Origin of the sequence: Nocardioides hankookensis, assembly GCF_042658885.1 — a bacterium.
Lineage (GTDB): Bacteria > Actinomycetota > Actinomycetes > Propionibacteriales > Nocardioidaceae > Nocardioides > Nocardioides hankookensis.
In genome coordinates this window covers 469,307-484,165 of sequence record NZ_JBHSRJ010000005.1, presented here as the reverse complement: position 1 = coordinate 484,165, position 14,859 = coordinate 469,307, and the positions used below count along the sequence as shown (strand labels likewise).

At 67.7% G+C, this 14,859-nt stretch carries 12 protein-coding genes; all 12 read left to right on the top strand.

The genetic code is table 11. The features are described 5' to 3' along the window. Positions 1–43 precede the first annotated feature (43 nt). Positions 44–730, top strand: a complete 687-nt coding sequence (locus tag ACFPYL_RS16890) for a hypothetical protein (RefSeq protein ID WP_379156722.1) — start codon at positions 44–46, stop codon at positions 728–730. A 7-nt stretch (positions 731–737) separates the two neighbouring features. Continuing rightward, complete coding sequence (locus ACFPYL_RS16885) at positions 738–1,865, top strand: C40 family peptidase (RefSeq protein WP_379156719.1); 1,128 nt, start codon at positions 738–740, stop codon at positions 1,863–1,865. A 111-nt stretch (positions 1,866–1,976) separates the two neighbouring features. Beyond that, positions 1,977–2,252 (top strand): DUF6112 family protein, encoded by a 276-nt coding sequence (locus ACFPYL_RS16880; protein WP_379156716.1) that lies wholly within the window; start codon positions 1,977–1,979, stop codon positions 2,250–2,252. A 53-nt stretch (positions 2,253–2,305) separates the two neighbouring features. After that, positions 2,306–2,611: a DUF6112 family protein gene (locus tag ACFPYL_RS16875; RefSeq protein ID WP_379156713.1), complete on the top strand. Its 306-nt coding sequence runs from the start codon at positions 2,306–2,308 to the stop codon at positions 2,609–2,611. Between the two features lie 11 nt (positions 2,612–2,622). Beyond that, positions 2,623–4,002, top strand: a complete 1,380-nt coding sequence (locus ACFPYL_RS16870; RefSeq protein ID WP_379156710.1) for a conjugal transfer protein TrbL — start codon at positions 2,623–2,625, stop codon at positions 4,000–4,002. 162 nt (positions 4,003–4,164) lie between these two features. Further along, complete coding sequence (locus ACFPYL_RS16865; RefSeq protein WP_379156707.1) at positions 4,165–5,514, top strand: SCO6880 family protein; 1,350 nt, start codon at positions 4,165–4,167, stop codon at positions 5,512–5,514. A 114-nt stretch (positions 5,515–5,628) separates the two neighbouring features. Further along, the gene (locus ACFPYL_RS16860) at positions 5,629–6,048 is read left to right on the top strand and encodes a hypothetical protein (protein WP_379156705.1); all 420 of its coding nucleotides are present in this window, start codon (positions 5,629–5,631) and stop codon (positions 6,046–6,048) included. Positions 6,049–6,068: 20 nt separating this feature from the next. Continuing rightward, positions 6,069–7,598: an ATP-binding protein gene (locus tag ACFPYL_RS16855; protein ID WP_379156703.1), complete on the top strand. Its 1,530-nt coding sequence runs from the start codon at positions 6,069–6,071 to the stop codon at positions 7,596–7,598. Continuing rightward, positions 7,595–8,698, top strand: a complete 1,104-nt coding sequence (locus ACFPYL_RS16850) for an ArdC-like ssDNA-binding domain-containing protein (protein WP_379156700.1) — start codon at positions 7,595–7,597, stop codon at positions 8,696–8,698. The genes ACFPYL_RS16855 and ACFPYL_RS16850 overlap by 4 nt, the downstream gene beginning before the upstream one ends. A gap of 340 nt (positions 8,699–9,038) precedes the next feature. Continuing rightward, entirely contained in the window at positions 9,039–10,904 is a 1,866-nt protein-coding gene (locus ACFPYL_RS16845; protein ID WP_379156697.1) for a type IV secretory system conjugative DNA transfer family protein, read from the top strand. Between the two features lie 269 nt (positions 10,905–11,173). Beyond that, the gene (locus tag ACFPYL_RS16840) at positions 11,174–12,295 is read left to right on the top strand and encodes an AAA family ATPase (RefSeq protein WP_379156694.1); all 1,122 of its coding nucleotides are present in this window, start codon (positions 11,174–11,176) and stop codon (positions 12,293–12,295) included. A gap of 4 nt (positions 12,296–12,299) precedes the next feature. After that, positions 12,300–14,585 (top strand): S8 family peptidase, encoded by a 2,286-nt coding sequence (locus ACFPYL_RS16835; RefSeq protein WP_379156691.1) that lies wholly within the window; start codon positions 12,300–12,302, stop codon positions 14,583–14,585. Positions 14,586–14,859 lie beyond the last annotated feature (274 nt).

Below are 14,859 nucleotides of genomic sequence, written 5' to 3'. Positions count from 1 at the left end.
TGTACCTCAAGGACGTCCCCGTCCTCTCGCTCGGAGTCGTGTGATGTCTCACTTGACCGGCCGCCAGATCCTGCTGCTCCTCGCGGGCGCATTCGCGCTGGCCTCTCTCGCGGTCGGCGTCTACGGACTGGTTCGGGGACCGGGCGGAGCGAGCCGACCGACAGACACCGCGCCAGGCGCGGCGCCAGGCACAGCGCTACGGGAGACGGTGGCGCCCGGGCGACCGACGACGCCGGCGCTGGCCCCGCAGGATCGGCAGCTCCCCCACACCGGCGACCCGATTGCGTACGCGGAGGCGGTCGCCGCCACTCTGTTCGAGTGGGACACCCGCACCGGGTTCCTCCCGGTCGACTACACCGCCGCCGTGGCCGCGGACGCCGACCCATCCGGCGAGGAGACACCAGGGCTGCTCGCTGATGTCGCCACCTACGTCCCCACCCTCGAGCAGTGGCTCGACCTCGGGGCGATGGATGTAGAACAGTCCCTCGCGATCGAGGAGGCCTACGTCCCCAGCTCCTGGGAAGTGGCCGACCAGCAGGCCCACGGACAGCTCCGGCCCGGCACCACAGCGGTGACCATCACCGGCATCCGCCATCGCAGCGGGACGTGGGGCGGCGCTGCAGCCGAGTCGTCGTCCCCGGTGTCCTTCACAGTCTTCGTGGCCTGCGCCCCATCCTTCCCCCGCTGCCATGTCCTGCGTCTGTCCGAGCTCGACAACCCGCTGAGATGAGTCACCGGTGGGAGTGAAGGTCATTGCGGGCGCCGCACTGCTGGCACTGGCCGCACCAGGCGCCGCGGTGCTCGGGGTGGCCACGCTGGTCGCACCCACTGCAGCCGGGTCCGCCGGCTGTCTGTGGGACTCCGAGGCCACCGACAGCGTCGAGGTCGCCGAGACCGTCCCCACCAGCCTGACCGCCACCAACGCCACTGGCGCGAGTATCACCCTCAACCACCAGCAGCTCACCCGGGCTGCCACGATCATCGCCGTCGGCGACAGCGAGAACGTTCCCGCTCGAGGCCAGCTGATCGCGGTCATGACAGCGATCACGGAGTCCTCGCTGCGGGTGCTCTCCAACGTCGGCGCCTACCCACACTCAGCTTTGCTACCCAACGACGGCGACGGAGCCGACCACGACTCCGTCGGCATGTTTCAGCAGCGCCCCGCCGCGGGATGGGGAAGCGTCGAGGACCTGATGAACCCGCTCTGGTCCGCACGAGCCTTCTACGGCGGACCCACTGGCCCCAACCACGGCTCGCCCCGTGGCCTGCTCGACATCGACGACTGGCAGGAGATGGATCCCGGCGCCGCAGCCCAAGCGGTGCAGGTCTCCGCCTATCCCGACCGGTACGCCGTCAACCGGCCGATCGCCGAGAAGATCCTGGCCGTGCTGGCCGGGGTCGGGCTCGCCAGCGGGCTCGCCTGTGCAGACTCCGGCGGTGAACGGCCCGGCGAGCTGCCCGGAGATCTTCTGCCCGGCTTTCCCGGGGCCCTGATCGCCGCGGCCGCCTCCCAGCTCGGCAAGCCGTACGTGTGGGGTGGCGGGACCTTCACCGGCCCCACGGGCGGCGGCTTCGACTGCTCGGGGCTGGTGCTCTACGCCGCCTACCAAGCCTCCGGTGGGCGGATCCGGCTCCCGCACTACAGCGGCTCACAGATCCACGCCGGCCGGGGCATCGGCTGGGCAGACAAGCAACCGGGAGATCTGATCTTCTTCAGCTACCCCGGCGCCGGAGGTCCGCACCACGTCGCGATCTACGTCGGCGGTGACCGGATCCTCCAAGCACCGCACACCGGCGATGTCGTCCGCTACGGCACGACCGGCGAGTTCGTCGGCCAGGTGATGACGGTCCGCCGCCTCGGCTGAGACCGAACTCGACACGCAAGAGCCACCGGCACAACTCCGACCAACCTATGAGTCCAAGCTGCAGTTCCGGGTGGCGCCTCGCTCGCACCTGGGGGTATGCGGAGACTTCTCGTGACCGCGAGCGCGGTCGGTCCCAACTTCGGCGCGGTCGGCGGCTCCGGTCAGATGCGCGCCATCGCCGGCGCGCTGCTCACCTACGGCCTCATCGTCGCGGTCTTGATGCTCGTCGTCTCCGCGACGACCTGGGCGCTCGCGTCCGGATCCGGCGCCTGGCACACCGCCCAGAAGGCGAAGACCGGGTGCTTCGTCGCGATCGGCGGCGCGGTCCTCACCGGCGCGGCGCTCACCTGGGCGAACTGGCTGCTGAACCTCGGCGCGCACCTCTAACGCGCAACCCAAGAACCGTCCGTTGTCTCGTAATCGACCTCTGGAGACCTCCGATGCACCTTCCCGCGACCGTCCTGCTGCTTCCGCTCGACATCAACATCAGCCCCAACTCCAACGGCCTGCCGGGGATCCAGCAGCTGCGCAGCATCGTGGGCGCCTCGATGACGATCGGGCTGATCCTCGCGGTCTTGGCGCTGATCATGTCCGCCGTTGTGTGGGCGCTCGGAGCGAACTCCTCCAACCCCCACCTGGCCGGCCGCGGCAAGCTCGGCGTCTTGGTCGCCCTCGGCGCCGCGATCGTGTGCGGGGCCTCAGTGACGCTCGTGAACTTCTTCTGGAACGTCGGCCAGCAGGTCTGAGGCGATCAGCCATGCCCGCGATGGCAGTGTGCGACGTCCCGGTCATCCACCAGGTCTGCAACGAAGCCGGCGATGCCGCCGGTGCTGTGGTCACCGCCCCGTTCGACTGGCTCGCCCAGTCCATAGCCGGCGCCGCGGCGTGGATGTTCACCTCGGTCTGGACGGTCATCGACACCACGACCTTCGTCGACGTCACCAGCGGGCAGTACCGGGCCGTCTACAGCATCATGTTCGGCGTCGCCGTCTTCGTGACGCTCGGGTTCTTCATGCTCCAGGTCATCGGCGGCATGATCCGCCGTGAACCGGCCGCGCTGTCTCGGGCCGCGCTCGGCGTCGCGAAGTCGATCCTCGGCTCCTTCGTCGCCCTGGCACTACTCAGCACGGCTCTCGAGGTCACCGACCAACTCTGCGTCGGGATCGTCAACGCGGCCGGCACCAACATGAACGAGATGGGCGACAAGCTCGCGGTCCTCACAGCCGGCCTCGGCACCATCAGCCTCACCGCCCCCGGCGCCGGCGCGATCGTGACGATCTTCCTCGCCAGCCTGGCCATGTGCGCCGCGATGGTGGTGTGGATCAGCCTCTTGATGCGCAAGGCGCTGCTGCTGATCGCGATCGTCTTCGCACCGATCGCTCTGGCCGGGTCCAGCTGGGACCACACCCGCTCCTGGGTCAGCCGGTGGGCGACGTTCGTGATCGCGATGATCCTGTCCAAGGTCGTCCTGGTCGTCATCTTCCTGCTCGCCACCGCCCAAGTCTCAGCGCCGATCGACGCGGACCTGGAGTCGGTGAGTCAACCGATGGCCGGGGTCGTGCTGATGCTGCTCGCCGGGTTCGCGCCCTACCTGACCTACAAGGCCATCGCGTTCATGGGCTTCGACATGTACCACGCGATGTCGGCCGAACAGGAAGGCAAGGCATCGCTCAACCGCCCGATCCCACTTCCGCTCTCACGACTTGGGGGCGGCGGAGCATCGCCGGCCAGGATCCTCGGACAGCACGGCAGCGGCGAGATATCTGCTGGTAGCGGGTCGCCATCGCCCGGACCCTCCGGTGGTGTCTCCGGTCAGGCGGCCGCCTTCGGCGCGACGAACGGAGGAGGCGCAGCTGCCGGCGCATCCGGCGGCGCGTCCAGCGGGGCCGCAGCAGGTGGAGAAGCCGCCGCGGCTGGTCCGATCGCCGCCGGTGCAGTGATGGCGAAGGAGGCCGGCGCCGCCGGCCCCCGACTGGGTGGGTTCGTCGCCGCCCAGGCAACAGGACACGCTGAGGCCGGTACGTCGACGCCGCCCTCACCGCAGCCCGCACCGGCCTCCCCCAGATCCCCCGCATCATTGCCGATGCCATCACCGGGTGCCGACACCACTCACACCCGACCAACCGCTCGGAGGTGAACGACCGTGGGCACGTCGACACGGGAGACGTCGCGGAGCTCCGCTACCGGGAGTGGAGGGTCTGGGTTCACCGGGTCCGGTGAGCCAGCCTTGTCGCCGGTGAAGTTCTCGCGACTGTCCAGGCGTGGGGTCCTGCTCGGGCTCTCGGGTCCGCAGCTGGTGATGGCGAGCCTGGCGGCCGGCACGTTGATCCTCGGGCTGTACCTCGGCGCCGTCGTGCTCGCGTTCCCGATCATCCTGGTCCTCCTCGCGCTCGGGTTCCTCAGCGTTGGTGGCCGCAGGCTCGTCGAGTGGGGCCCGATCGGCGCCCGGTGGGTGTGGCGCTCGGCCGGCGGCCAGCTGCTCTTCCGACGCCGGATCATCAAGCCACGACCCGCGGGGACGCTGGCGTTGCCGGGTGACGCCGCACGACTGCGGCAGTTGGTGGATCCCGAAACCGGGGCGGTGATGGTCCACGACCCGCATGCCGCCACCCTGACCGCCATCGTCGGGGTCTCTCACCCGGCGTTCGTCCTGCTCGATCCGGCCGAGCAGGAACGCCGGGTTGTCGGTTGGGGACGAGTCCTGGCCACCGCGTGCAGATCCGGGCGACTGGCATCGGTCCAGGTCACCGAACGCACCCTCCCGGACTCCGGCAAGGGCCTGGCTGACTGGTGGACCCACCACGGGCACCGGAGTGGGTCGTGGGCCGCGACGACGTACGAGGAGCTCGTCGAGCGTGCCGGCCCCGCCGGTGAGCGACACGCGAGCACGATCTCGATCTCGCTCGACCAGAAGGCCGCGCGGCGGGCGATCCGCGCCGCGGGCGGCGGCACCCGCGGCGCGGCCGCGGTGCTGCGCCAGGAGATGGCGACGATGACCGCTGCACTCCGCTCGGCCGACCTGTCCCCATCGGACTGGCTCACCCCCGGCGACCTCGCACTAATCCTCCGAGCGGCCTACGACCCGGCCGTCGCGGGTGCATTGGAACGTCATGGTGATCTCGGGCGCGATCTCGCGACCGCCGGACCCGTCGCGGTGAGCGAGTCGTGGGACAGCCTGCGTAGCGACTCCGCACACCACTGCGTGCTCTGGATCAGCGAGTGGCCCCGGTCGCTCGTCTTCCCCGGCTTCCTCGCCCCGCTGCTGCTGTCCTCAGGGATCCGGCGCACGTTCACCCTCCTCTACTCCCCGATGCGTAACGACCGGGCCGCGCGCGACATCCGCAAGAAGAAGACCGAGTACATCTCGGATGCCGCCCAACGTCACAGGATCGGTCAGATCGAGGACGCCCAGCAGACGGCCGAGTATCACGACGTTCTGCAGCAGGAAGCAGACCTGACCGCAGGGCACGGCGTCCTGCGCACCACCGGCCTGGTCGTCGTCAGCGCGAACGACCCCGACGAGCTCGAGCGCGCCGTCGCGGCCGTCGAGCAGGCAGCGATCCAAGCCTCATGCGAAATCCGGCGCCTTTGGGGTCAACAGGCCCAATCATTCGCTGTCGCAGCGCTGCCCTTGTGCAGAACCCTCTGAACCCCACACCCCCAGGTCCGCGCCGTGCGTCTTGCTAGCCGGCGCTCCTGGAACAACGAGCGCACCTTGTCGACGAGACCCAACTCCCCTCCCAGCAATGTCGAGGAGCCAACGATGCCGACCTACAGCGACCCTGCCGCCGACGCCACCGAGGCCAGGGAGGCGATCCGTGGCCTGGCCCACGCGACTCGGACCCTCGAGGACCCGGTCGCGATCTACCCGGTCCTCGGCTCCATCAGCGCTGCTCTTGCCTCACTGACCCAGACGCTGCACCAGCTCGGCGACGTCCACGACGGCCCCGCGATCAGAGGTGCGTGGATCAATGGCGACTCACGAGCCGACACCGCGTCCTCCTACCGCGTGTCCTGGGAGCTGCACCGTGCCGCCGAGATGGTCCACCAGGTCGCCGCAGCGGTGGATCGAGCGCACGAGATCGAGGCCACCATCGCCTACGACCAAGCACCCGCGCACACCGCGGACAGGCCGCACGCTGGGTCGCCGCTCCGAGGCGCCGACCGCGGGCTAGCGCTGTGAGGCGCCCGATGATTCGCCCGATGATTTCCTCGGGTACCGGCCGAGCAGTCGATCGGCTCGACCGGCTCCATTCGGCGGTTCTCGTCTCCCCGACCCGGGAGCGGCGCAAGGACCGCAAGCTCCGCAAGGCTGCCGCCCGAGCTCGGCTAGCAGAGAGCCACGAGGAGCGACGTGCCCAGGCCCGCCGCGCTGCCGACGCACTGGTCGCCGAGCAGCGAGCGACCGCGACGCTGCCCCGTGGCGGCGAAGCGGGGCCGGCCGCTCTGCGGACCCCCGGACGGCTGCGGGTCCCGCGACACCAGGACACCTCCGCCACCCTCGCGGGCGCCTACCCGTTCCTCGCCGAGGGCGGCCTCGGCGCCGAGGGCGTCTTCGTAGGCCAAGACCTCTACTCCGGGAGCTCGTTCGTCTACGACCCGTGGATCCTCTATGCCCGCGGCGTCATCACCGCCCCTAACCTCGTGCTCGCCGGGATCGTCGGGTCTGGGAAGTCCTGCCTCGCCAAGAGCCTGTACGCCCGGTCGATTCCCTTCGGTCGCCGGGTCTATGTCCCCGGTGACCCCAAGGGCGAGCACACCGCAGTCGCCGAGGCCGTGGGCGGTCGCGCGATCGCCCTCGGCCACGGGATGCCGAACCGGCTCAACCCCCTCGACGAAGGACACCGCCCCTCCGGGCTCGACGACGCCCAATGGGCCGCGCAGATCTCCTCGCGGCGTCGCGACCTCGTCGGTGCGCTCGCCGAGACCGTCCTCGGACGACGCCTGAGCCCCCTCGAGCACACGGCGGTCGACATCGCCATCGACCGCACCGTCCGCACCGCGGACGTCCCGGTTCTGCCGATGGTGGTCGACCGTCTCCTCTCCCCCGAACGTGCCGACGATCCCGACGGCCGACTCACCGAGGACGGGCGACTCGTCGGCCACGCCTTACGTCGCCTGGTCGCCGGAGACCTTGCCGGCCTCTTCGACGGTCCTTCGACCGTCACCTTCGACCCGACCCTGCCGATGATCTCCCTCGACCTCTCCCGCGTCACTGAGAACGCCACCCTGATCTCGGTGCTGATGACCTGCGCGTCCGCGTGGATGGAGTCCGCGCTCCTCGACCCCGCCGGCGGCCAACGCTGGGTCGTCTACGACGAGGCCTGGCGCCTCATGTCTCACCCCGCCCTACTGCGACGCATGGACGCCCACTGGCGACTCGCACGCCACTACGGCATCGCGAACATGCTGATCTTCCACAAGCTCACCGACCTCGACAACGTCGGCGACCACGGTTCCGCCATGCGCGCGCTGGCCTCCTCACTGCTCGCGAACGCCGAGACCCGCATCGTCTACCGCCAAGAAGCAGACCAGCTCGGCGCCACCTCCGCCGCCCTCGCACTCACCGGCACCGAGCAGTCCCTCATCCCCACCCTCGGCACCGGCCAAGGGCTGTGGCGGATCAAGCACCGCTCGTTCGTCGTGCAGCACCAGATGCACCCAGCTGAGCTCGACCTATTCGACACCACCGGCCGCATGACCGGCCGGGACACCGGAGGGCGGTCGTCATGAACACCGAAGCCCACGTGCGCGTCTCTCGCAAGGCCAGGCTGGAAGCGCTCCACCAGCAGCTGGCCGAGTCAGTCGCGGCGCTCGTCACCGGCGAGGACTGGAAGCGCGCCCTGACCTTCGCAGCGCAGTTCCGCTCCCGGAGCTTCAACAACACCATGCTGATCTACGCCCAGCACTTCTCCGCGCACCAAGAAGGTCGCGTACCCAACCCGACGCCGACCTACGTCGCAGGCTTCCGCCAATGGCACTCACTGGGCCGTCACGTCGAGAAGGGGCAGCACGGGTACGGCATCCTCGCGCCCGTCACCGCACGGTTTGCCTCCCGCACGCCGTCCGACCCAGGGTCGTGGCACCGCCTCGCTCGCGGCGAGATCCCCACCGCCGGCGAGACTGTGCGGTCAAGGCTCGTCGGTCTCAAACCCACCCACGTATGGGACGTCTCCCAGACCGCCGGCGCCCCGCTCCCCGAGCTCCCGCGACCGGACCTGCTGCAGGGCCAGGCACCCGACGGCCTGTGGGACGGCCTCGCTGACCAGATCACCGCCCGCGGGCACGAGCTGCGACTCGTCTCAACCGCAGCAGCGATCGGCGGAGCCAACGGCCAGACCGACTTCCTCACCCGCGAGGTCTCGATCCGCATGGACATGGACGACGCAGCTCAGGCGAAGACCCTGGCCCACGAGCTCGGACACGTCCTGCTGCACGCGCCTGCCCAGAACGGAGGCGCCAACGGCATCTCTGCAGCAGCCACCTCGGAGGTTGCCGCCGAGGCCACGCTCCACCGCGGGATCGCCGAGGTCGAGGCGGAGTCGGTCGCGCTCATGGTCGGCGCAGCCCACGGCCTCGACACGTCGGCCTACACGATCCCCTACGTCTCGACGTGGGCCTCGAGCGTGCCCGGCAAGACACCGGTCGAGGTCGTCGCCTCGACCGCCGAACGAGTCCGAAGCACAGCGCTCGGGATCCTCGACAACCTCGACACCACGAAGGTCGGCGACGGCACACCCCCCGGACTCGACCGCGACGCACTCGACCACCGCGCCGGGACCGAACCGGTCACGAGGACTCCACGACGTGACCAGACGGCCCTCACGCTATGAGGATCCCCGCCGTACTCAGCACCGTCCACGTCACCATCGACGGCGACGGGCACCTGGCAGTCAACGTCGACGGCCGGCCCTATCCCACCGCTCCCGGATGCGTCCGTGAAGACCTGCGAGGCGTCCTCGACCAGATCACCGCCAACCTCCGGACCGCGGTCCGAGTCGACGTGCACGAGAACGACGGGACGACGTACTCCGACATCGCCATGCCCCCGGCGGCGTCAGAGCCCATCCCAAACACCGACACGATCCCCGCTGCGCCCGTCGACGCGTGGCCGCCGGGCCCGGCCCGTCTCAGCGGAACGGGTTTTCATCCCGGGGAGGACGTAGCGGTCGCGTGCGTCGTGTGCACGAAGACTGCCGGGGCGGACGGCCGCGCGGACCTGCAGCTCCCGCCCGCGATGTTGGTCAGGTCCGGTTGCAAATTGCTCCTGGTCGGGATGGAGTCAGCAGCCATTGCCGAGATCGGGTCAGAGATCGGGCCCGCATGAACACCCGCGCCCGCCCAATCGACAACGAGCTCACCAACGCCGCCCTAGCCCTCGTGGGTGGGGCCTTCGTCATGGCGATCCTCCTGCGTGCCGCAGGCTCGGTCGCCGCGTTCGCGGCCGGCGAACCGCAACCCTCGCGCGGTGTCGCGGCGGTTTTGGGCGTTCTCGCACAGCCAGACTCTCCCGGCACGGCGCTCGGCGCGACAGGACTCTCCCCGATCACCTACTGGGCGACCCTGGTCGTCCTCCTCGCAGCGCTGGCCGCCGTCGCCTGGATCGGGTGGGTACTCATCGCGAGAGCTCGGCACCGCACCGCCCACGACCCACGGCGCATCCAAGGCATCGCAACCAGACGCGACATCGACGCGACCGCGTCGCGGAACGCACTCCTACGCCGCGCCGCCAACCTGCGCCCATCACTGAGCAACCCGGCACCAACGGAGGTCGGGTACCTGCTCGGCACCAGTCAGGGCCGTCAGATCTGGGCCTCCGTCGAGGACTCCATCCTCGTCATTGGCCCACCTCGATCCGGCAAGGGACTCCACCTGGTCATCAACGCCATCCTCGACGCACCCGGCGCCGTCGTCACCACCTCCACACGGCCCGACAACATCACCGCCACCATCGAAGACCGTCAGGCTCGTGGACCGGTCGCCGTCTTCGACCCTCAACACCTCACCGCCGGACTCCCCGCGATCGCAGGTGCCGGCGTCCGCTGGTCACCGATCCGAGGCTGCGAAAACCCTCTGACCGCGATGATCCGAGCCACCGGGCTCGCCTCCTCCACCGGGCTCTCCTCAGGCGGCACCGACTCCGGCAGCTTCTGGGAAGGCCGCGCCCGCGTCGTCATCCAAGCCCTTCTCCACGCCGCCGCACTCGACCAGCTCCCCACCCGCGTGCTCTTCGAGTGGTCACTCTCAGCAACAGCCGCCATGGACGCCGTCGGGATCCTGGCCGGCCACGGCGGCGCCGCCCCCGGCTGGGGCGACTCGTTGTGCGGAATGATCGAGAGCGATCCAAGGACCCGCGACTCCATCTGGATGGCCGTCTCCCAAGCCACAGCTTGCCTCGCGGACCCCCAGGTCCTCGACGCCGTCAGCCCCGGGCCCGGCGAAGAGTTCGACCCCACCCACTTCCTGACCACCAACGGCACCCTCTACCTGCTCGCCACCGGCGCCGGCGCGACCGCCGCATGGCCCCTGGTTGCCGCATTCGTCGAGGACCTCACCGAGACCGCCCGACACCTGGCCGCCGGATCACCAGCTACCCGCCTCGACCCACCGCTCCTGCTCGCCCTAGACGAGATCGGCAACCTCGCACCGATCCCCTCGCTGCCCGTGCTCATGGCCGAAGGCGGAGGGACCGGCATCACCACCATGCCGGTCCTCCAGTCACTCGCCCAAGCAAGGACTCGCTGGGGAGACCACGCCGCCAGCACCATCTGGGACGCCTCCATCGTCAAGGTCATCCTCGGCGGCACCTCCGCCTCCAAGGACCTCCAAGAACTGGCCGTACTCATCGGCGAACGCTACGAGCGCTCCGAGACCACCACCATCGGCGAGTACGGAAACCGCTCGCTCCAACTCTCCCAGAGGCGGGTTGCGATCATGCCGCCCGAACGCATCCGCACGCTCCCCTTCGGTACCGGACTCGTCCTCCTTCGAACGGCGCCGCCGATCATCACGACGCTCCGGCGCTGGACCCAGCGCTAATACGTGTGACGCCGCCCTGGACGCCCTTGAGGCCGCGTCGAACCGCCCACAATGACGCGTCAGCAGGGCCGCGCAGGCACGGAGCGTGACGAGTTGGCCGTCGGCGCTGCCCCAATTTCTGGTCGGACCGTCCTTGTAACCCGCTCGACCCTCGCGCAGCTCGCTGCGAAACAGGTTCCCGCGATGGCGTGACAAAGAGGTACGATGGCGTTACGCTCAGCGCGCTGAGCGTAACGGGTCGAGCGAATCGCGACACAAGCGGGGAAGGCGTGGAGCTGATCCAGATGGAACACCTGTCGGAGGTTCTGAAGATCCTAGATGGAGCGTTGACGCACGACTCACGCAAGGCCGTGGACTACGCCAACCTCCTCGCGGAGAAGCTCGAAGGCGACGGGCAACGTCGGCAGGCAGGCGCCGTCCGCAGCGCACTGGCGAAGCGCCCCGTTCGAAGCTTCTCGGCCGCAGGCCTTCGGTCCCTGCCGATCGACGACGCCTCCCAAGCTGAGACCATCGACATCGTCAACCCGGTTGATGACGCAGACGATGACCTGGTCCTCGCACCACTGGCGCAGGAGCAGTTGAACGAGTTCCTGCTCTCCATCGCCAACTTCGACCGGTGGCAGGCTGAGGGAGTAGCAGTTCCGAATCGGCTCTTGATCGTTGGCCCGCCGGGGACAGGTAAGACATCTCTCGCCCGTGCTATCGCGAGAGCAGTGCGCTTGCCACTCGCGACTACTCGAAGCGACGCGCTGGTTTCGTCCCTCTTGGGACAGACTTCGCGGAATATCCGCGAAGTGTTCGACTTCGCTCAGGCACACCCATGTGTCCTCTTCCTCGACGAGTTCGACGCGCTTGCCAAGATGCGCGCAGACAGCAGAGAAGTCGGCGAACTCCAGCGCGTAGTGATTGCCTTATTGCAGAACCTAGACGCGTTGCCGGAGTCCAGCATCGTGATCGCGGCGACAAATCACCCCGAGTTGCTTGATCGAGCCGTATGGCGCAGATTCGGGCACCGAATCAAGCTGGAGCTGCCGCGGGCCAGTGATCGTCAGAGGCTCTGGACCCACTTTCTGAGCGGCAAGGTCAACCTGGAAGCGTCTGACTTCGATCAACTCGTCGTCGCCTCAGACGGCATGTCGCCAGCCGCGATTCAAGCGGCCGCTAGCGACATGGTGCGATCCGCGTTGCGGTCCGGAAGAGGTGGATTGACACTCCCTATCGCTCTTCGCCGCCTCGCACGGACACTCTGGGACGACTACGAGGTCTTCGACAATCCCGCGTCGGAAATGCGCGCTTTGAGGACGTGGCAGCCGAAAGTCTTTACAGTTCGGGCGCTGGCGGAATTGTTCGACGTCAGCACGAGACAGGTCACCAACGCCACCCGGGGGTAGCTAGATGCCCGACCTTGAACCGCTGATCTACTTGCGTGCTGACGCATCGGAGATGCGAGCCAAAGGCGGCGGCGGATCTAGCAAGCCGCCATTCGTCGACGTTGACGCTAGCGGCCTCCGCAATGCGTTGGTGTCCAGCCTGGAAGCGAGTCGAGCCGCCCTGGCAGATGTCCCCGAACAGATCGTTGACCGGTTGGGCGTTCCACTTCGAATTGCTTTGAGGCAGGAGGCGCTGGCCAAGACGAACCGGCCCACCCAGTTCCTGGAAGGTGCTGGCACGCCGGCAACTGCGACGGGCAGACCCGGTGAGCTCTTCGCTCGCGCGCGGGCCCGCGACCTGCGAACACTGCAGGGCGCCATCTCGTCGGGTTCGACGAATACGGCCCTCCGCGCCATCTCGTCGATCGAAGATCTGTCGATCTTCGAGCCTGTAACGGACGCGTTCGGAGTACGCGATCTTGAAAGCCTCGAAGCAGTGGTCCGATTCGCTCACGACGAACGGCGCCTTCTCCGCCTAGACCTGTTTCCTTGGCTCAACGTCGAGACCACCTGGATCGATCAGCCCTTGGGAGCGCACCTGGAGACTATCGGTCTGGAGATCCAGGGGGTACGAGGGACCCAGCGCCGAGAGAGCGTCTACGTCGCCCCGACGACGGAAGCGGACGTTGAAGAGATCGCGGGCCTATACGGCATCCGGTACGCCGGCGCCGAGCCGATGTATAGCCATTGGAGGGAAGTCTCACCGCAAACGATGGCTGTCGTCGACCGAGTGAGCGACGACCTGCGCAAGGAGATCGCGGCGACTCCCTCCCACGCAATCGTCGGCGTACTCGATTCCGGCATCGGCACGCCGGCGCTCGAACCCTACGTTCAAGCGCGTGAAACCTATGATCTTGGCTCAGACCTCAACCAGGAGCATGGGACATTCGTCGGTGGTCTAATCCTGGCTGGACGCGCGCTGAACCCGAACGAGTCCTGCTTCGGGGAGGACTCCGCCGTTCTGGTGGACGGACAGGTGCTTCCAGCGAAACCGATCGGCGAAAACGAACTGCTGGATCGCATCGACGAAACGATCCGGAAGCACCCCGAGGTCAAGGTATGGAACTGCTCCTTTGCGGCACGGGTACAACTGGATCCGCTGGAGTACTCCGTTTTCGCAAGTGAAATGGACAAGCTGTCCACCGAGCTCGGAATTCTATTTGTACAAGCGGCCGGAAACTACGAGGGCCAGCCCGTCCGAACTTGGCCGGCGCCAAGCGCCACGTTGACAGATGGCATCGCCAGCCCAGCTGATGCGGTCAACTCCTTGGTCGTCGGATCCCTGACACACCGTCCAGGAGCTCGAACTCCGGTCGGCACGCCGGCCAGCTATTCGCGCCGGGGACCAAGCTTCGGCGGTCAGACGAAGCCCGACGTCTCGTTCTGGAGCGGAGACTTGGGTCCGACGGGACAGATCCCGCAGGCCGGAATCCGCTCGACGGTGCCCGGCGATCAGATTGCAGAAGGAGTGGGCACCTCGTTCGCCACACCTCTCGTCAGTGCGATCGCAGCCAATGTCTGGGCAGAACTTGATGGTGCCGTGGACGTGGAGCCAAGCCCGGCCCTAGTGAAGGGCCTCCTGGTCCACAGCGCCGCTGTGTCAAGTCGAAGCATGGTCGGAGCCCACAAAAACTACTACGGCGCAGGAGTGCCGTTGGACGGTCTGGAGGTGCTGTTCGAAAGCGAAGACTCGTTCACAACGATCCATCAGGTTCCCCTACAGAGCAAGATCAGTTGGCTGCGGGCACCGTTTCCAATGCCGGCTTGCCTGTTCACCACAGAAGGAAAGTTGAAGGCCGAGATCTTCATGACAGTGGTCTTCACCCCGTTACTCGACCAAGCCTGCGGAGCCGAAGCTGTCCGAACCTGCGTGGATGCGAGTTTCGGAGTCGTAGAGCGGACAGGCAGCAGCGTCACAATCACGGGCAAGGTTCCCGAGGAGAAGACAAGTGGTTCCCACCCATGGGAGTCACAGTTGGTTGCCGCTGGAAAATGGAGTCCAGTCCGTACTCACTATGCGAAGTTCCCCAACGGCGTCGCAGGTGACGAGTGGGGCTTGAAACTCAGTCTCCTGGAGCGTGAGGACGACGAGAATGGCATAGAGCAATCCGCATTCGTCATTCTGACGCTACGAGGGCTTAGTGACGGTCTCCAAGTCCACGCTGACGGCGTCTCCGCCATCAGTCAGTTGGCGCTTTGGAACACACCGGTGTCGCAGCAGACGCACGTCACAGTCGGCGCTTCGACCTAAGGCCGATCTGCCCTGCGCCGGATACTCCTTGAGCCCCGGCGCAGCCCGAGTTTGAACGCTGTCACCGACGCCCTTCACGTTTCCTTCGCAGGCGCCATAGCGAGACTCGTCGCCGACATTGACAGGGACATTGCGGCAGTAGCCCTCATCACTTCGTTCTGCGAGGTGCGCCAGGAGGCTCAGCGCGTCGGTGCCTTTTCACGAAGCAACGATGGGTCGCAAGCCGAACGGACACTTGGTGGCGATCAGAGGAACCGCATCGGGATATGTCATC